The organism is uncultured Thalassospira sp., assembly GCF_963976115.1.
GTDB lineage: Bacteria > Pseudomonadota > Alphaproteobacteria > Rhodospirillales > Thalassospiraceae > Thalassospira.
This window is the reverse complement of record NZ_CAXBJJ010000006.1, coordinates 193,164-209,596: the sequence shown is the minus strand read 5'-3', so window position 1 is coordinate 209,596 and position 16,433 is coordinate 193,164. Positions and strand designations below refer to the sequence as shown.

General features: G+C 54.9%; 17 protein-coding genes. 3 read left to right on the top strand and 14 right to left on the bottom strand.

Annotated features, from left to right (window positions below; all coding sequences use genetic code 11):
• Positions 1-493: 493 nt before the first annotated feature.
• The 13 genes from rplS to AAC086_RS09400 form a co-directional block, all read right to left on the bottom strand.
• Positions 494-898: a 50S ribosomal protein L19 gene (gene rplS, locus AAC086_RS09460; RefSeq protein WP_085580140.1), complete on the bottom strand. Its 405-nt coding sequence runs from the start codon at positions 896-898 to the stop codon at positions 494-496.
• On the bottom strand, positions 895-1,617 hold the full coding sequence (trmD, locus tag AAC086_RS09455) for a tRNA (guanosine(37)-N1)-methyltransferase TrmD (protein ID WP_339778143.1): 723 nt from the start codon (positions 1,615-1,617) through the stop codon (positions 895-897). Before trmD ends, rplS begins: the two co-directional genes overlap by 4 nt.
• 2 nt (positions 1,618-1,619) lie before the next feature.
• Positions 1,620-2,294 (bottom strand): ribosome maturation factor RimM, encoded by a 675-nt coding sequence (gene rimM / locus AAC086_RS09450; protein ID WP_339778141.1) that lies wholly within the window; start codon positions 2,292-2,294, stop codon positions 1,620-1,622.
• 48 nt (positions 2,295-2,342) lie between these two features.
• Entirely contained in the window at positions 2,343-2,720 is a 378-nt protein-coding gene (rpsP, locus tag AAC086_RS09445) for a 30S ribosomal protein S16 (protein ID WP_339778139.1), read from the bottom strand.
• Between the two features lie 142 nt (positions 2,721-2,862).
• Complete coding sequence (gene ffh, locus AAC086_RS09440; protein ID WP_339778136.1) at positions 2,863-4,344, bottom strand: signal recognition particle protein; 1,482 nt, start codon at positions 4,342-4,344, stop codon at positions 2,863-2,865.
• 301 nt (positions 4,345-4,645) lie between these two features.
• A complete protein-coding gene (gene panC / locus AAC086_RS09435) occupies positions 4,646-5,500 on the bottom strand; it encodes a pantoate--beta-alanine ligase (protein ID WP_339778133.1) in 855 nt (284 codons plus the stop codon).
• Positions 5,501-5,524: 24 nt separating this feature from the next.
• Entirely contained in the window at positions 5,525-6,373 is an 849-nt protein-coding gene (gene panB, locus AAC086_RS09430; RefSeq protein WP_339778130.1) for a 3-methyl-2-oxobutanoate hydroxymethyltransferase, read from the bottom strand.
• Positions 6,374-6,552: 179 nt separating this feature from the next.
• Positions 6,553-7,254, bottom strand: coding sequence for a cyclic nucleotide-binding domain-containing protein (locus tag AAC086_RS09425; RefSeq protein ID WP_339778128.1), 702 nt, complete (start codon positions 7,252-7,254; stop codon positions 6,553-6,555).
• A gap of 86 nt (positions 7,255-7,340) precedes the next feature.
• On the bottom strand, positions 7,341-7,529 hold the full coding sequence (ccoS, locus tag AAC086_RS09420; protein ID WP_339778126.1) for a cbb3-type cytochrome oxidase assembly protein CcoS: 189 nt from the start codon (positions 7,527-7,529) through the stop codon (positions 7,341-7,343).
• A complete protein-coding gene (locus AAC086_RS09415) occupies positions 7,526-9,892 on the bottom strand; it encodes a heavy metal translocating P-type ATPase metal-binding domain-containing protein (RefSeq protein ID WP_339778123.1) in 2,367 nt (788 codons plus the stop codon). Before AAC086_RS09415 ends, ccoS begins: the two co-directional genes overlap by 4 nt.
• Positions 9,889-10,410, bottom strand: coding sequence for a FixH family protein (locus AAC086_RS09410; RefSeq protein WP_339778120.1), 522 nt, complete (start codon positions 10,408-10,410; stop codon positions 9,889-9,891). The genes AAC086_RS09415 and AAC086_RS09410 overlap by 4 nt, the downstream gene beginning before the upstream one ends.
• Positions 10,411-10,438: 28 nt before the next feature.
• Entirely contained in the window at positions 10,439-11,935 is a 1,497-nt protein-coding gene (gene ccoG, locus AAC086_RS09405; protein WP_339778117.1) for a cytochrome c oxidase accessory protein CcoG, read from the bottom strand.
• 380 nt (positions 11,936-12,315) lie between these two features.
• On the bottom strand, positions 12,316-12,642 hold the full coding sequence (locus AAC086_RS09400) for a hypothetical protein (RefSeq protein WP_339778115.1): 327 nt from the start codon (positions 12,640-12,642) through the stop codon (positions 12,316-12,318).
• Here AAC086_RS09400 and AAC086_RS09395 point away from each other — a divergent pair.
• Together AAC086_RS09395 and AAC086_RS09390 are read left to right on the top strand one after the other, a co-directional pair.
• Positions 12,641-13,189, top strand: coding sequence for an RNA polymerase sigma factor (locus AAC086_RS09395; RefSeq protein ID WP_339778112.1), 549 nt, complete (start codon positions 12,641-12,643; stop codon positions 13,187-13,189). The two genes, AAC086_RS09400 and AAC086_RS09395, sit on opposite strands and share 2 nt — an antisense overlap.
• Positions 13,190-13,258: 69 nt before the next feature.
• Complete coding sequence (locus tag AAC086_RS09390) at positions 13,259-14,215, top strand: FecR domain-containing protein (RefSeq protein ID WP_339778111.1); 957 nt, start codon at positions 13,259-13,261, stop codon at positions 14,213-14,215.
• A gap of 19 nt (positions 14,216-14,234) precedes the next feature.
• On the opposite strand, the gene AAC086_RS09385 is transcribed toward AAC086_RS09390, so the two are convergent.
• Positions 14,235-15,146, bottom strand: a complete 912-nt coding sequence (locus AAC086_RS09385) for a LysR family transcriptional regulator (RefSeq protein ID WP_339778108.1) — start codon at positions 15,144-15,146, stop codon at positions 14,235-14,237.
• 312 nt (positions 15,147-15,458) lie between these two features.
• Between AAC086_RS09385 and AAC086_RS09380 the strand changes: the two genes are divergently transcribed.
• Positions 15,459-16,130 carry a glutathione S-transferase family protein gene (locus tag AAC086_RS09380; protein WP_339778105.1) on the top strand — a complete coding sequence of 224 codons (672 nt, stop codon included), beginning with the start codon at positions 15,459-15,461 and terminating at the stop codon, positions 16,128-16,130.
• Positions 16,131-16,433 lie beyond the last annotated feature (303 nt).

The following is a 16,433-nucleotide window of genomic DNA, read 5'->3' as shown; positions in this document are numbered from 1 at the left end:
GATGATCTGGCGGCAATGCAGGGTGGCGGGATACCGCCATTTCCTCCGGCGCAGCTTTTCGCTGCGAAATTTTATTATTCAGAAACGCTTGCCCGGGGCTGTTTTTGCCGCGGGACTGTTTTTATACACGCCCGCTTTTAAATCGCAAGCGCCAGAGCGGGTGTTTTTTCGGACGACAACATCTTTAAATTGAAATGATCAGATTTTGGCATCTCTGGGTGGTTGGTGCCAGCGATAAACCGGGATCAAGCCCTATAGTTTAAATAGCTGATATAGGAAAAGGTGATGGCTAAGGGCGAACAATTCCGCCAATGCGATGGTTGAGAGGCCCCTTTTGCCGATTCGCCATAACACAACTTTTGCGAGCACTTAAAATGGCTATACCGCCATGGTTTGGTCTTCGCAGGTCGGGGCAGGTTGTGGCCGGGAATAAAAAAACGGGCCCATTTTGCAATGGACCCGTTTTGTGCTGTCCGGTTTCCCGGTGGTCAGCTTACTTCTTGCGTTCAGCCGCCGTCAGCTTGCCTTTGTGACCGGTGGTCTGTTCGGCGATACGTGCCGACTTACCCGTACGGCCGCGCAGGTAGTAAAGCTTTGCACGACGAACATCACCACGACGCACGACTTCGATTTTGTCGATGGCCGGGGAATAGTTCTGGAAAATACGCTCAACACCTTCGCCCGATGCGATTTTACGCACGGTGAAGGAAGAGTTCAGGCCGCGGTTTTTACGCGCGATGCAAACGCCTTCGAACTGCTGAATACGCTCGCGCGTGCCTTCAACAACTTTCAGGTGAACGCGAACGGTGTCACCGGCATCAAATTCGGGGACGGCACGCTTTGCGGAGATTTTATCAAGCTGATCTTTTTCGATCTGCTGAATGATTGCATTGGTCATGATTTAACCCTCTTTGCTGGGCCCGTGGCAACATACTGATCCCAAAGGTCAGGACGCCGTTCACGAGTGATTTCTTCTGCCTGGTCAAGCCGCCAGGCCTGTATCTTGGCATGATGCCCGGAGAGTAGAATTTCCGGTACGTCACGCCCGTTCCAATTGGCCGGGCGCGTGTAATGCGGATATTCCAGCAACCCGGTTTCAAAGCTTTCCTCATCGACGGAAGCAGCTTTATTCACCACCCCTTCGATCAGGCGTATGCACGATTCAATCAGGACCATGGCCGGCAATTCGCCGCCCATAAGGATGTAGTCGCCAATGCTGATTTCCTCGACCTGGTGTTCGTCCAATACGCGTTGGTCGATACCTTCATATCGACCGCATAACAGCATCACACCTGGTCCCGCTGCCAGTTCCCGGCACCGTTTCTGGTTCAGCATTTTTCCCCGCGGGCTGAGATAAATCAGCGGTAACTCCGGTGCCGAAGCCCGAAGTTCACGCAGGGCGGCATCGACGATATCGGGGCGCATGACCATACCGGCCCCGCCCCCGAAAGGATTATCGTCAACCGTGCGGTGGCGGTCCGTCGCATGATCGCGAATGTCTTTGACATCTAACGACCAGATCCCGTTTTCCAGTGCTTTGCCCGCCAGAGCCTGGCCAACAGCACCGGGAAACATTTCCGGGAACAGGGTTGCGACCTTGGCCTGCCACACAGGCATCCTCAGGCCTCCTTTCCGCTGCCGGTCGCGGGTTCCGCGCCTGCCGCATCTGCGGTCACGGCTTCGGAGTCGCGGTCGGCCTGGGTGTTGTTGCGCGATTTTGATGCCCGACGCGGGCGATTGCCCGGTCCTTCATCTTCCTGCAACAGCCCCTCGGGCGGATTAACCACCAGCTTGCGTTCCGACAAAACCACTTCTGGCACAACAGCGCGGGTAAACGGCAACACAACAACTTTTCCCCGGCCTTCTTCCAGGGCGATTTCGATGACATCGCCCGCCCCAAAGTCAGCCACGCCGCGGACGGTGCCAAAAACAGATCCATCAATATGGATCGCTTTCAGACCGACCAGATCGGCAAGATAGAATTCGTCGTCTGTTTCCGTGTCCGGCAATGCCGCCCGTGGAATATGAAGCCGGGTTCCGCGCAGTCGTTCAGCACCGTCACGGTCATTGACACCGTCGATCTTGGCGATCAACTGGTCACGAACGTGGCCAACGGGCGACAGTTTGAATTTCTGTTTCCCCTTGGCATCAAATAACGGGCCATAACCAACCAGATTATCCGGATCGACGGTATAGCTTTTGACGCGCACGGCACCGCGAACCCCGTGAGGGGCCGTGATCATGCCGATGCAGACAAAATCTGTATCGCTTTTGGATTTGCGGTTCTCAGCCATGTCAGTTCACAATTACCTGGTATCTGATCAGATCGTACGATCAGCCAATTATTCGCTGGCAGCTTCGGCAGCAGCTTCAGCAGCGGCAGCAGCTTTTTCAGCTTTTTCACGAAGACGTTCCTGGGCTTTCGCCTTCGGAGCAGACTTCTTGGGCTGTTCGGTCGGTTTGAACGCATCAGCCAGACCGGCTTTACCCAGGAAACGGGCAACGCGTTCGGTCGGCTGGGCGCCAACGCCGAGCCAATATTTAATGCGTTCTTCTTTGAAGGTAACGCGGTTTTCAGCTTCTTTCGGAAGCATCGGATCATAGGTTCCGACTTTTTCGATGAAGCTACCGTCGCGAGGCGCACGGGCGTCAGCAACTACGATGCGGTAGTAAGGACGCTTTTTGGCACCGCCACGGGAGAGACGAATCTTGACAGCCATTCGGATAAGTTCCTTTCAGCTCGGGTTTAGTAGTCTTTACGTTACGGCCCTTTACAGGGCCAATTTGGTCCGGTTCGAAGGAACCTTTAAGAGAGGTTCGCGCGAGACCGCTTGAAGTGGTTCTTTCGAACCGGGGGCCTGGTTATTTCTTTTTACCAAACCCCGGAAAGCCCGGCGGCAAAGCACCGCCGCCCAATCCCGGAAGTTTTGGCATACCGCCGCCAATACCGGGAAAACCTTTGGGAAGCTGAACATTGCCAGCATCCCCGCCTTCCAGCATGGATGGGTCCATCTGGGGCATTCCTTTGCCAAACATCCCTTTTTTGCCCATTTTGCCGACTTTTTTAATCATCGTTGCCATGGTCTGGAACTGTTTGAGAAGCTTGTTGACGTCCTGAACGCTCAGGCCGCAACCCGCCGCAATACGTTTTTTGCGCGATGCCTTGATGAGCGCGGGGTTTTCGCGCTCTTTCACGGTCATCGACTGAATGATTGCTTCCTGGTGTTTCAAAAGCTTGGGGTCGATCTTGGTCTGGGCCATCTGCTTTTTCATTGCACCCATGCCCGGCAACATTCCCATGATGCCCGACAGATCGCCCATTTTCTGAAGCTGTTTAAGCTGTGCCAGAAGGTCGTTCAGGTCGAACTGGCCTTTTTGCAGCTTCCTGGCCATCTTTTCAGCGTCTTCACGCTCGATGGTTTCTGCGGCCCGTTCAACCAGGCTGACAACATCGCCCATGCCAAGGATACGGCCCGCGATACGGTCGGGATGGAAGGGTTCCATCTCGTCGATTTTTTCGCCAACACCAAGCATCTTGATCGGGCAACCGGTAATCTGACGCATCGACAGGGCCGCACCACCGCGCGCATCGCCGTCAACACGGGTCAGAACAATGCCGGTAATGCCAACCTTGTCGGCAAATTCCTTGGCAACGTTTACCGCGTCCTGGCCGGTCATGGCATCGGTGACCAGCAGGGTTTCGGTTGGCTTTACTGCATCACGGACCTGGGCGACTTCGCTCATCAGTTCCATGTCGATATGCAGGCGGCCCGCCGTATCAAGGATCACGGCATCAAAGCCTTCCTTGCGGCCCATATCCATGGCACGTTTGGCAATGGCGACCGGCTTTTCGCCCATAATAATCGGCAAAACATGCAGACCATTGGCATCAGCCAGAATTTTAAGCTGCTGCTGGGCGGCCGGGCGATAAATATCGAGCGAGGCCAGAAGGACTTTTTTATTGCGCTTTTTGGTCAGGTGCAGGGCAATTTTGGCGGAACTGGTGGTTTTACCAGAACCCTGCAAACCGACCATCAAAATCGGAACCGGCGGGGTGGCGGCAAGATTGATTTCTTCGCCATCGCCCAGCATGTTTTTAAGTTCATCATGGACGATCTTGACGACCATCTGGCCTGGCGTAACCGATCGCAGAACATCCTGGCCGACAGCACGTTCCGTCGCCTTGCTGATGAAATCTTTCACAACGGGAAGGGCGACGTCAGCCTCGAGCAGGGCGACGCGAACTTCGCGCATGGCTTCGCGGACGTCAGATTCCTTTAACGCACCGCGTTTACGCAGTTTGTCGAGAACGCCGCCAAGCCGATCGCTAAGTCCTTCAAACATCCCATATCCCGTCTGTTTGCCGGTGTTTCCACCATGTGCGCACAAAAAAAATTTGCCCAGTGCTCGAGATCTCGAGGACTGGGGGAGTCACCACACGGATGACCTTTGCTGAGGGGTGTTTAAGTGAGTACAGGGTAAGAGTCAAGCGCAAAGCGGGGTGAAATCGCCGGTTTCTGCCGTTTTTACCGACATTTTAGGGGGCAGGCCGCAACCGCCCGGGCGATGCGGATTCGCACCGGTTTGAACGGCCTTTCCCGCGTATCGGGATGCTGCAATGGCAAGGCGTCGTTGCGATGGTACTTTAGCGCGGCATAATTGCAAGATTGTCGATCAGGCGGGCCTTGCCAAGGCGGGCAGCAACAAAAACCCGTGCCGGGCGGTCTATCACACCCTGCATCAGGTCCAGGCTGTCGGCATCGCGAATTTCTAGATAGTCAATCGGGGTGAAACCTGCCGCCGCGATCTGCTGGCGACCGGTTTCCAGCAAGGGTTCAATGGCATCGCCCCCGGCGGCGCGATTGGCAATGGCCGTTAACACCTGATACAGGGTGCCAGCAGTTTTGCGTTCGTTCGCAGAGAGATAGCGATTGCGTGACGACATGGCCAACCCGTCATCTTCCCGGTGGATGGGGGCACCGATGATCGATACCGGAATGTTCAGGTCGGTGACAAAACGTTTGATCACCATCAATTGCTGGTAATCCTTTTCGCCAAACAGGGCGACATCGGGCAGGGCCTGAAGCAGCAATTTGCTAACCACTTGCGCCATACCGTCAAAATGGCCGGGGCGCGAGGCACCACACAACATGTTGGTCATTTTATCGATATGCAGGCGGGTGGCAAAGCCCGACGGATACATTTCTTCAACCGTGGGGGCAAAACACAGTTCGACCCCGGCCTCATCCATAATTGCCTGATCGTCGGGCAGGGTACGGGGATAGGCGGCAAAGTCCTCGGTCGGGCCAAACTGGGTAGGATTGACAAAAACGCTGACAATAACGCGATCTGCAAACTGGCGGGCCAGTGTTGTCAGGCTGATATGGCCCTGATGCAACGCACCCATGGTGGGCACAAGCGCAATTTTAAGGCCTTCTGCGCGCCATTTGGCAACCTGGGCGCGCAGATCGGCGACGGTGTGAACTGTAAGCAGGTTCATGTTTTGAAAATCGCTTGTCTTGTCTTATTTTACCGCGCGCAAATTGCCCGGTTTGGTCATGCCATAACAATGTTCGTCACCGGGAAAGCTTCTGTTGCGAACTTCGGCGGCATAACGGGCTGCGGCTTCGCCCACCTGATCCCCCAGATTGGCATAGCGTTTGACAAATTTCGGGGTGAAATCGGAAAACAGACCCAGCATGTCCTCGGTGACCAGCACCTGACCATCGCAGGCCGGTGAGGCACCAATGCCGATGGTGGGAATGTCGATTTCGGCGGTAATGGCGCGGGCAACGGCTTCGACCGTCCCTTCAATCACAACGCTGAAAGCCCCGGCCCTGGCAACGGCTTTGGCATCAAGCATAACTTTGCTGGCGGTTGCATCGTCACGACCCTGCGATTTAAAGCCGCCCAGCGTGTTGACCTGCTGGGGCATCAGGCCGATATGGGCCATGACGGGGACGCCGCGCTGGGTCAAAAATTCGATGGTGTCGGCCATTTCGGCGCCGCCTTCGAATTTGACCGCAGCACAACCGGTTTCGGATAAAATCCGGGCGGCAGTGCGAAAGGCCTGTTCCCGGGATTCCTGATAGCTGCCAAAGGGCAGGTCGATGACGACGCAGGCATTTTTACTGCCCCGCATCACGGCCTTGCCGTGGTTGATCATCATATCAACCGTAACAGCCAGCGTGTTGTCCATGCCGTAAACCACAGTGCCAACAGAATCGCCAACTAAAAGCAGGTCGCAATGCGCATCAAGGCGCTGGGCCATTGGTGTGGTATAGGCCGTCAGGCAGACAATCGGCTCGGCACCCTTGCGGGCGCGAAGGGCGGGAACCGTGATCCGGCCCTTTTTATTTGTGGTGGTGCTCATGACGTTTCTCCCCCGGGGGTGCCGGTATGTACAGCCCGGTCTTCGCCGGACGGGCAGTCATGTTTACAATAGGATGACAGCGGGCGCGAAATATTTTTTCGCAGTTGCATATGCACTTTGGTCAGGGGTGGTTCCCGTTTGCGGCCCCGACCCCATAAAGATGGCTGTTTTTAAAGGATTTACAGCCCCTCGGCCAAATCTTCGAGCATGCTCATGCCGATGGCATCGATATGCTTGTTGTCTTTAAGCGAAATGGTCGATTCCTTGCGCAACTGCGTTAAGGTGCGCGACACCGTTTCGATGGTCAGCCCCAGATAATCGGCAATGTCAGATCGGCTCATCGGAACCTCGATGGAGCCGGCAGCATCCATGCCACGATGTTCCTGGCGGCGGGCCAGCATCAAAAGGAAGGACGCCACTTTTTCCTTGGCGGTTTTGCGGCCCAACAGCAGCATCTGGTCCTGTGCGGCGGCAAGTTCATCAACCGCCATGCCAAGCATACGTTTTTCAAGGCGCGGATATTCGTCAAACAGGCGTTCCAGCTTCTGGCGCGGAAAGCGGCAGGCTGTTACCGGTTCGATCGCCTCGGCGGTATAGCTATAGGTGGTGTTAAGGGCCAGGCCCAGAAAATCACCGGCAAACAGAAAGCCGGTAATCTGGCGGCGGCCATCGCCAAGAAGCTTGTAAAGTTTCACCGATCCCGAGGTTACGTTAAAGACGTAATCGGCATCTTCAGCTTCATGGAAAATGGTGCTGTGCCCGTCATACTGAACGTGGGTCAGTAGTTGACGCAGCCGAATATGTTCTTCGCCATGCAAGGCAGAACAAAATGTAAGGTCCCGAATATCGCAGGCCTCACAAAGCTGGGAACGAACCGCCATCTGTTTCTCCAAGGTTGCACAGTATATACGCGCACAAACTGGAATTACTTTAGACGATTGTGATGAAAGGATACAAGACAATCATTTCATGACTGTGATTTCGATCCTTTTCGCGGGGGATTGGGACCGATATCTTCGTCATCGTCAAACAGTATTCGGTTTGCGGCACCATCCATATCGTCGAATTGCCCGGACTTCAATGCCCATAAAAAGGCACCCAGCCCTAAAAGGCCCAGAAACAGTGCAATCGGTATTAAAAGCAGCAGATTGCTCATGATTGTTTCTTCCAGTTTAGCCGCAACGCATTGGCAATGACAACCAGGGATGATGTTGACATGGCGATGGCTGCGATCAGAGGTGTTACAATTCCGGCCACGGCCAGAGGAATGGTGACAAGATTATAGGCAAAAGAGAGCGAAAAGTTCTCACGCACCAGCCTGTCGGCCATTCGGGCAACGTCAAGGGCAGTTAAAACCGCGCCCAGCCTGTCGCCCTGAAATACGATGTCGGCGGCGTTCTGGCTGATTTCAGCCGCACTTGCCGGTGACATCGATGCATGGGCAGCAGACAGGGCCGGGGCATCGTTAATGCCGTCGCCCACCATCAGGTCATGATGACCGGCATTGGCACGTTGTTCAACCACGGCAACTTTTTGCGCCGGTGACAATGTCGCCTGCCAGTCGGCAATGTCGAGTTCGAGAGCAAGCTGACGCACATTTTCCACGCGATCCCCCGACAGCAGCTGTATCGGGATTTTCTGCCGACGCAGGGCGGCAATGGTACTGGCGGCATCGGGCCGGGGCAAATCGCGAAAGCCAAACCGGGTGGCGGCTTTGCCGGGTTCGGCCAGCCATATTTCCGGCCCGTTTTCGGATGGTGCGGGAATAATGGCGAATCCTGCCCCGCAGAAATCACGGCTGCCCAGCCGAATTTCGCCTTGTGCCGTCATCATCGACAGCCCTTGTCCCGGATGTTCGGTGACACGGGTGGCAACAAATGTGTCGCCCGCCGCACGAACCAGAGCGCGTGACAGGGGGTGGTTGCTGTTTGCGGCCATTGATGCGGCCAGTTTCAGGGCATCGGGGTCCGGTTTTGTGATCAGTTCGGGGCGGCCGGTTGTCAGGGTGCCGGTTTTATCAAACAAAACGCCGTCAATTTTGGTCAACCGTTCCAGCGCTGTGGCCGATTTAACCAGAATACCGGCTTTTAACAGCCGCCCGGTTGCCAGCACCTGAACCACCGGCACCGCCAGTGCCAGCGCACACGGGCAGGTGACAATCAGCACCGCAATCGCATTCATGAGCGAATCCTGCCAGCCAATACCGCCAATCAACCACCAGCCCAGAAATGTCAGGGCCGACAGGCTGTGAACCACCGGGGCATAGGCACGGGCAACCCGGTCGGCAAGGGCGACATATTTTGCCCGTCCCTGTTCGGCATTTTCCATCAGTCGGACAATCTCGGCCAGCAGGGTCGCGTTGCCTGTTGCCGTGATCTGCACCCGGATCGGTGCCGACAAATTCATGGTGCCGGCAAAAACCCGACTGCCAATTGTGACCGGGGTCGGCAGGCTTTCGCCGCTGATAACACTGGTGTCGATGTCGGACTGTCCGTCAATGATGTTGCCATCAACGCCTACCCGTTCGCCGGTTGCAACCAGCACGATCATGCCGGGTTGGGCTTTTTCCGGGGCCAGCAATTTGCGCGTGCCATCTTTTTCAATCACGGTGATGGATCGTGCCCGCAAGGTCAGCATATGTTCGGCAGCGGACCGGGCCTGGCTGCGCGCGCGCCCGTCAAGATAGCGGCCAATCAGCAGGAAAAACAGCAAGGTTATGGCAGAGTCAAAATAGGCATGTTCGGCACCGCGCATGGTTTCAAACAGGCTCATGCCCAAGGCCAGCAGCACGGCCAGCGAAATGGGAACATCCATATTGACCCGGCCGTGCCGCACGGCCCCCAGGGCCGACCTGAAAAAGGGCCGTCCGGCATAGGCAACCGCAGGCACCGCGATCAGGGCGGAAAACCAGTGAAACAGGTCGCGGGTAAATTCACCCATGCCCTGAATGTAGCCAGCCCAGATCGACACCGATAACAGCATGACATTGCCTGCCGCAAACCCGGCCACGGCCAGGCAGCGTAAAAGTTCGCGATTGCGCTGGTCGGCGGCCCGTTCAAGGGTTGCAGGGTCAAACGGGATCAACCGGTATCCCATCTGGAAAACCGGTGCCACAAGCCCGGCAATATCACCGGCCTGTCCGTGCCATTCCAGATGCAGGCGCCGGGTGGTCATATTGATCCGGGCCTGAACCACCTGTTGCTGGCGTTGTAAAATAGTTTCAATCAGCCACACACAGGCCGCGCAATGCAGCCCGTCGATCATCATGTCGAGACGGCAGTTGCCATTCTCGCCGGTGCTGACAAGATCGGTAAAATCAAAGGCGCCCAACCCGTCATCTTCGGGTTTAAGGGCGCGAATGTTGGGATCAACGCTGCGGCGGTTGTAATAGGATTGAAGGCCCAGATCATTAATCAGGGAAAAGGCGCCTTCGCACCCGGTGCAGCAAAAGTCAGGTCCAGCCGGCGAACTGGCAGTCACCGGCTCGCCACAATGGCGGCAGGCGATCACGGCGTTCATTGTTTAATCAGTACATCCTCGACGACCTGGTAGTCGTGGTTTTGCGCATGGGCGACAATGCGCAATTTCCAGTTCCCATAAACCGGAACCTTGGCGCGGGTCCGGTATTCGCCGGGGCTGATTTCATCAAGCATGATTTTTTCATCCATATCGTCGCGGTCATTGCGCATCAAAACCGCTTCCATCTTTGCGCCGGAAATCGGCTCTTGCACCTTGTCACGGAACAGGACGGTGATGGTGGCTTCGTTATTCATCACGCCTGCAACCGTGACCTTGGTGCGCCAGCCCAGTTCGGCCTGGGCCCGCGCATCGGAAAGGGCCTGATTATAGGAGTTGCCATCTTCAAAGGCGTGGTCGCTGACCAGTCCGACCCAACTGGTTTGGGAAAAAACAATCAGGCAGACATTGGCGAACAGCATGACGGCAAAGCCGCCCACGAAATACCACGGGATCCACCGGTCCGATTTGCGCGGGCCCGAGGAAGCCGGGATCGAGTTTGTGGTCGTTGTAGTGGTCATTTCGACGGCCCTTTTCGGCGGGGCGACCCTATTTTTTAGGGCCGGCAAAGATGGTGTCATGGGTTTCAGAAACGCCGGTTTCGGTGTTTGTCACAATGAAATTAATCGGTGTGGCATCACTTTGCAGGCTTGACGGGGTGGCGGCAATGAAAACCCGATAGCTTCCGACCTGATCGGCGGGGACTGTCAGGGAAAACGTGCCATCGGCAGTTTGTTTTTGACCAATAACCTGGAAATCGGTGGCATTAACGCCCGACAGATCCAGCAGGTAAGTTTGCGCGCTTTGTTCCTTGTTGAGAACTTTCAGCGTGTAGCCATTGCGGACATCGCCGGTGGAAAGCGGCACATAAAGCGGGTTTCTATCCCGCAGGACATTAACGTCCGTCGTGCTGCGGTTGAGCAGGCCAAACATCATCACGCCCGACACCAGTACCAGCAAGATGGAATAGAAAATGGTGCGCGGGCGCACAATGCGAACTTTGGTGGCTTGGCCATGGGCGCGCAATTGCGAATTCTGGACCGAGTCGAAACGCACGAGGTCGCGCGGGAAACTTATTTTGTCCATGATGTCGTTACAGGCATCAATACACAAACCGCAGCCGATGCATTCAAGTTGCAGGCCATCGCGGATATCGATCCCGGTGGGGCACACATTGACGCAGGCCCGGCAATCAACGCAATGGCCAACGGCAGGGACTTCGCCACGTTCCAGATTTTTGCGTTTGATCGGCCCACGGGGCTCGCCGCGCCAGCCTTCATAGGTGACGATCATGGATTCGTCATCAAGCATGGCCGACTGAAACCGTGGCCACGGGCACATATAGGTGCAAACCTGTTCGCGGGCCCAACCCGCCAGCAGATAAGTCGAAAATGTCAAAAAGGCCATGGTGACATAGACAGCCATGCTGGCATTGCCGGTGACAATATTGACAATCAGCGTCGGCGCATCGTTGAAATACAGGACAAAGGCCCCGCCGGTTAGCAAGGAGATGACGATCCATGCCATATGGGTCGCCCCGATTTTGGTAATTTTTTCAAGGGACCACGGGGCATTGTCCAGGCGCATCCGGGCATTGCGGTCGCCCTGGATATACCGTTCAACCAGCATGAACAGGTCGGTCCATACGGTTTGCGGGCAACCATAGCCACACCAGATGCGGCCAAATAGCGAGGTTGCCAGAAACAGGCCGATTGCAGCCAAAATCAGGATGCCGGTAATGTAATAAACTTCTTGCGGCCAGATTTCGATAAAGAAGAAATAGGCCCGGCCCTGATCCATATCGATCAGGACCGCCTGATGTGGCGCTGACGGCCCCCGATCCCAGCGCAACCACGGCACAATCCAGTAGATGGCCAATAGCGCGATCAGCGCGAACCATTTCAGATTGCGAAAACGGCCCGAAACCCGTTTCGGGTAGACCTTTTCACGGTCTTTATATAACGGGATGTCGTCCTCAAGCGGCGCGTCATTGTGTTGCGGCGTCATCTTTTCGGGCGCGGATGATTGAGTACGAGATAATTCCATGATCGGGACCTGACCATTCGCCGTGCGATACAGACCGTCTGCTCTCTCTGTTGATTGTCGGGCAATCAACCAGCTGGTCTGCGGGGATCTGTCAGGTCGGCACGCTCGGCCTGACAGACTTGGGATTATTCAAATCCCGCAGGCAAAATATTGGAAACTGGCCTTGCTGTTCCATGACACAAATCAATTTTCGGCCCTGCGAACTGCTCGTGGACGGTTACCTGTCACGTATTCAACCGAAGCAAATCCTGTTTTCGAGCAGGGGAACTGATGCCCGGTCATCAGCAAGTGCTTGAAGTGTCACGGTTTTATATTCAAAAGTTGTGATAAAGGACCGGATCGGTATTGACGGCAGGGCGATTTTGCAGATGCGAAGGATTTTAAATTTTATGAATTTTTTTGACGAAAGTACGTCTGAAAGCCGCATGAAACGGAGGTTTTTGCGACATAAAAGAACGTAATTTTGCCGGACAATACCCATACAAATCGCTGTTGAAAAATGGTTGCGAAGGGTTCACTGCGAATATGAGTCGTCGCGTCGCCAGATTCGCATATGAACCGGGTATAGGAACCTGCCGGGTGAAGTGGGCATCTATGTATTTATAACAATAATGATAATGATTATTATTTACATTGTTGTTTTGTGGCAAAGCTGTTACCAACGGCACCAACCTGTTTTTCACTGTTGGTTTCGCAAGCTCAGGCATGTCTGCACATGATCCGCTGCATAATCTGTTTTCAAAGCGCCGCAAGGCGTTGCTTGCGCTTGCCTATCAGCGGTGCGGTTCGCGTACAGATGCCGAGGATTTCGTCCAGGAATGTTTTGCCCGTGCCATGCAACTGGACTGGGCCGAGGTCGGAAAACCCGATGCCCTGTTGGCCACCATTCTGATCAACCTGATCCGCGATCACGGCAGACGCCAGTTTACCCGGCAATGGGCGGATGATGGCAGTGGCCTTGAAGCCCGGCTGGAGAAAATATCCGATCAGTCGCCATCCGCTGAACAGCGGCTGGAACATCGGCAAACGCTGGACCGGGTGATGGAAGCAATGGCCGAACTTCCCGATAAACGCGCGCGGATATTCCGTATGAGCCGCGTTCAGGGCATGAGCTATTCCGCCATTTCACATGCAACAGGCCTGACCAAGAAGGGAATTGAAAAACACATTCAACGTGCCTTAAGTGACCTGCGCGAGATATTGCGCCGGCACGATGTTGGAAAAAGGCGTTATTTTTCCGACAAGGACAGTTAGGATCATGAATTTAGACCTGAAAGTAGCAGCGAGCATTCCTCAATTGATGTGTAATCTGGATATCCTGTGATGGCCGGGCCCGATCAGAGCAAAGCGGAACAGGAACAGGAACAGGAACAGGCGGCGCGTGACTGGTGGCATTTGATGGCCGACGATGCCCGCGCAGCCGAAAATTTCGCGGCTTTTGTCCAATGGTGTGACGCCGCACCGGGCAACCGTGAAGCGTTTGATCGCATCAGTCTTGCCTATCAGCAAAGCCGTATGGCATCGCCCTTGCGGACCAAGCAAGTTCGGCAGCAAGACTTGAGCCATAAACCGGCACGGCGGGCTAATCCGTTGCGCCGGTTGGGTATGACCCTTGCTGGTGCGGGTTTTGCGCTGGTCGCGGCCTTATCTGCGGTTGCCGTAATCCCGCGCGATGCCGCCTGGCAGGAAATTGATCTGGCGGATGGCTCGGTTGCTTCGGTCGCGCCGGGAAGTGATTATGACATTGCCTTCAATGATCAATTTCGCAACATCCGCCTTTCCCATGGCAGTATCGTTATTTCGGCCGCCAAGGATCGGCAACGACCGATGCAGGTGATTACCGACCAGGCAACGGTGCGGGTAGTGGGCACCAAATTTGCCGTTTCCATCATTGGGAATGATGTTGAAACGTCGGTTCTGGAAGGCATTGTCGGGGTGCATGGCAATGCCGGGGATAGCCGCAATTATGAACTGAAACCGGGCGACCGCCTGTGGCTTGGTGCCGGGCACGATGCCCTGCAAACCAAAGTACCGCTGGCAAACGCACTGGAAATTCGCAAGGGCTGGCAAAGTTTTCGCAACGCCCCGCTTGCCGATGTGCTGGATGGTATTTCACGCCATAGCGGGCACCGTTTTGTACTTTCGCCCCTGTATCAGGAACAAAAAAGGATAACCGGGCGGTTTAACCTGACACGCGCTGATCAAACCATTGCCGTACTGGCCAAACTGGCCCCCATCACCATTCAGCCGGTAACCGGCAATTTAACGCTGATTTATTAGGTGCCTTGCCGTTTGTGCTTCAGTCATCTGCTATTTTCAGTTCAGGCTGCCCGGCGCAAATGGCTGCCAGAAAGTCGATAAAATGCCGCACGCGTGATGACATGCGCCGCCCGGCACCTGTTACCGCATTGATCGGGTAGGGCGATGGTGCATAAGCATCAAGGATGCGTATCACCTCGCCACTTGCCAGTTCGCGGGTGAAAAGCCAACTGGCATGATGGGCGATTCCCAAACCGGCAAGCACCGCACCGCGCACATGTTCGGCATCATTGGTGCGAAAGGCACCCTTGGCATCAAAGGTAACTTGCTCGCCATTTACCAGAAAACCCCAGCCCATAATGTCGCCTTTATAAACATAGCTGATGCAGTGATGCTGGCTTAGCTCATCAAGGTTTTGCGGGGTGCCATGCCGGGAAAAATAGGTGCTTGATGCCAGCGTGATCATGCGCATATCGCCAATATGGCGGGCGATCAGGGCTGAATCCGACAGCCGCCCAATACGAATGGCAACATCAATGCCTTCCTCGATCAGGTCCACATGCCGACCCGATACCTCCATTTCAATCAAAATATCGGGGAAGCGGTCGCGGAATTCCGCCAGCCTGGGAATAATAAACATGCGTCCGAATGCCGGGGAAACCGATACGCGGATCAATCCTGCCGGGGCGGATTGCCCCTCGGTCACCCTTTCTTCAATCAGGTCTATATCCTGCAAAATATCAAGGGTGGCTTCGTAATAGTCCTGTCCGGCGGGCGTAACGGCCAGCACCCGCGAATTACGTTGCAAAAGCTGGATCCCAAGCCGGGCTTCAAGGGCGGCAAGCTGCTTGCTGACGGTTGGCTGGCTGATATTCAAATCTCGCGCCGCCTGCGAAAAGCTGCCGCTTTCAACAACGCGCACGAACATTCGCATGGCATCCAGCTTATCCATTCTCCACCTTTCAATTTCTGCTTACCCGGTCATTCACTTTTCCGGTTTTCATATGCGCGACCAAGCCCGTGATTATTGGGCAGGGAAAGACAGGGCCATCCGATGGCGCAGGGCTGCCCCCAATGCTTTGGCTTATCGTGCTGCCTACCTTGTGACGCTACGTTTCGCAGCATGGATGGCTGCTAAAACAATCATCTTAAATTCTAAAATAGAATAGATGGTATTATAATTCCGTCAATTTCATTCGATATGTGAATGGATATATAGCCGTGGCAGCGCCCAGTCACGGGCTTTGATTTGAAAGGTATTATAATGGCGATCAGGATTTACGGTGACGCGGGCTCGGGCAGCCTGCGCCGTGTAACCACTGCGGCAAAGATCATGGGCATTGATATTGAGCGCGTCAAAATTGACCTGTTCAAAGGCGAAAGTCAGACCGATGCCTTCAAGGCACGCCTTAATCCCCATGGTTTGACACCGGTGCTGGAGGATGAAGACACCATTTTATGGGAGGCATCGGCCATTAACCTTTATCTTGCCAGCAAGGCGGATTCCCCGCTGGTTGGCAGGACAGAGAAAGAACGGTTTCAGGTTTTGCAATGGATGTTCTGGTCGGGTGAGCAATGGCGCACCTTTACCACCACCATTTTTGGCGAGCGTGTTGCAAAACCGGTCATGGGCCAGCCCCAGGACGAAGCCGTGGTTAAATATGCCGAAGACCGTATCCACGGGGCGGCGAAAGTGCTGAACCAGCATCTTGAAGGTCGGAATTTCATGGTTGGCGATGCGCTGACCTTTGCCGATATCGATATTGCAGCACCGTTTTCGCAAATTGACCGGGCAAAGTTTCCATTCGGTGATTATCCACACCTGATGGTCTGGCATAATAATCTTTTGCGTACCATCCCGGCCTGGGCTGAAACAAAAGCCGAGGTCGATGAACGCATGGAAGCCTTCCTGCGCAGCGTGGGTGTGACCCTGTAACACAGCTTTGCGGTGGCTGGTTTCCATTCCGCTATGGGTGGGGATCAGCCACCAATATCCGACGCATGTGTTGGTGAGGGCTATCTGATCAGCTGGTGTTGTTTCGGTCGGGTTTTTCGCGCGAATACTTTCCGGCACCATTGGAAAAACCCCCTCAAATATCGGGTAGCCCTCGCCAGCATGCATCGCTGAGAGTGCTGGATGGTGTCGTCCAGCAGATTGTGGGCCAACCGAAATTTCGGAATTCCAGCATATTTTGGCTTTTTTCCGTAACTCCAAAACTAATTGCGAATAATTTTCATT

What these genes read in the sequence shown, in the direction of transcription:
- AAC086_RS09380 (WP_339778105.1), top strand. Translation starts at nt 15,459, where the DNA reads ATGGCGATCAGGATTTACGGTGACGCGGGCTCGGGCAGCCTGCGCCGT.
- AAC086_RS09415 (WP_339778123.1), bottom strand. Translation starts at nt 9,892, where the DNA reads ATGAACGCCGTGATCGCCTGCCGCCATTGTGGCGAGCCGGTGACTGCC.
- trmD (WP_339778143.1), bottom strand. Translation starts at nt 1,617, where the DNA reads ATGCCTGTGTGGCAGGCCAAGGTCGCAACCCTGTTCCCGGAAATGTTT.
- rimM (WP_339778141.1), bottom strand. Translation starts at nt 2,294, where the DNA reads ATGGCTGAGAACCGCAAATCCAAAAGCGATACAGATTTTGTCTGCATC.
- AAC086_RS09395 (WP_339778112.1), top strand. Translation starts at nt 12,641, where the DNA reads ATGTCTGCACATGATCCGCTGCATAATCTGTTTTCAAAGCGCCGCAAG.
- panB (WP_339778130.1), bottom strand. Translation starts at nt 6,373, where the DNA reads ATGAGCACCACCACAAATAAAAAGGGCCGGATCACGGTTCCCGCCCTT.
- rplS (WP_085580140.1), bottom strand. Translation starts at nt 898, where the DNA reads ATGACCAATGCAATCATTCAGCAGATCGAAAAAGATCAGCTTGATAAA.
- AAC086_RS09400 (WP_339778115.1), bottom strand. Translation starts at nt 12,642, where the DNA reads ATGCCTGAGCTTGCGAAACCAACAGTGAAAAACAGGTTGGTGCCGTTG.
- AAC086_RS09390 (WP_339778111.1), top strand. Translation starts at nt 13,259, where the DNA reads ATGGCCGGGCCCGATCAGAGCAAAGCGGAACAGGAACAGGAACAGGAA.
- ccoG (WP_339778117.1), bottom strand. Translation starts at nt 11,935, where the DNA reads ATGGAATTATCTCGTACTCAATCATCCGCGCCCGAAAAGATGACGCCG.
- rpsP (WP_339778139.1), bottom strand. Translation starts at nt 2,720, where the DNA reads ATGGCTGTCAAGATTCGTCTCTCCCGTGGCGGTGCCAAAAAGCGTCCT.
- AAC086_RS09425 (WP_339778128.1), bottom strand. Translation starts at nt 7,254, where the DNA reads ATGGCGGTTCGTTCCCAGCTTTGTGAGGCCTGCGATATTCGGGACCTT.
- ccoS (WP_339778126.1), bottom strand. Translation starts at nt 7,529, where the DNA reads ATGAGCAATCTGCTGCTTTTAATACCGATTGCACTGTTTCTGGGCCTT.
- ffh (WP_339778136.1), bottom strand. Translation starts at nt 4,344, where the DNA reads ATGTTTGAAGGACTTAGCGATCGGCTTGGCGGCGTTCTCGACAAACTG.
- panC (WP_339778133.1), bottom strand. Translation starts at nt 5,500, where the DNA reads ATGAACCTGCTTACAGTTCACACCGTCGCCGATCTGCGCGCCCAGGTT.
- AAC086_RS09410 (WP_339778120.1), bottom strand. Translation starts at nt 10,410, where the DNA reads ATGACCACTACAACGACCACAAACTCGATCCCGGCTTCCTCGGGCCCG.
- AAC086_RS09385 (WP_339778108.1), bottom strand. Translation starts at nt 15,146, where the DNA reads ATGGATAAGCTGGATGCCATGCGAATGTTCGTGCGCGTTGTTGAAAGC.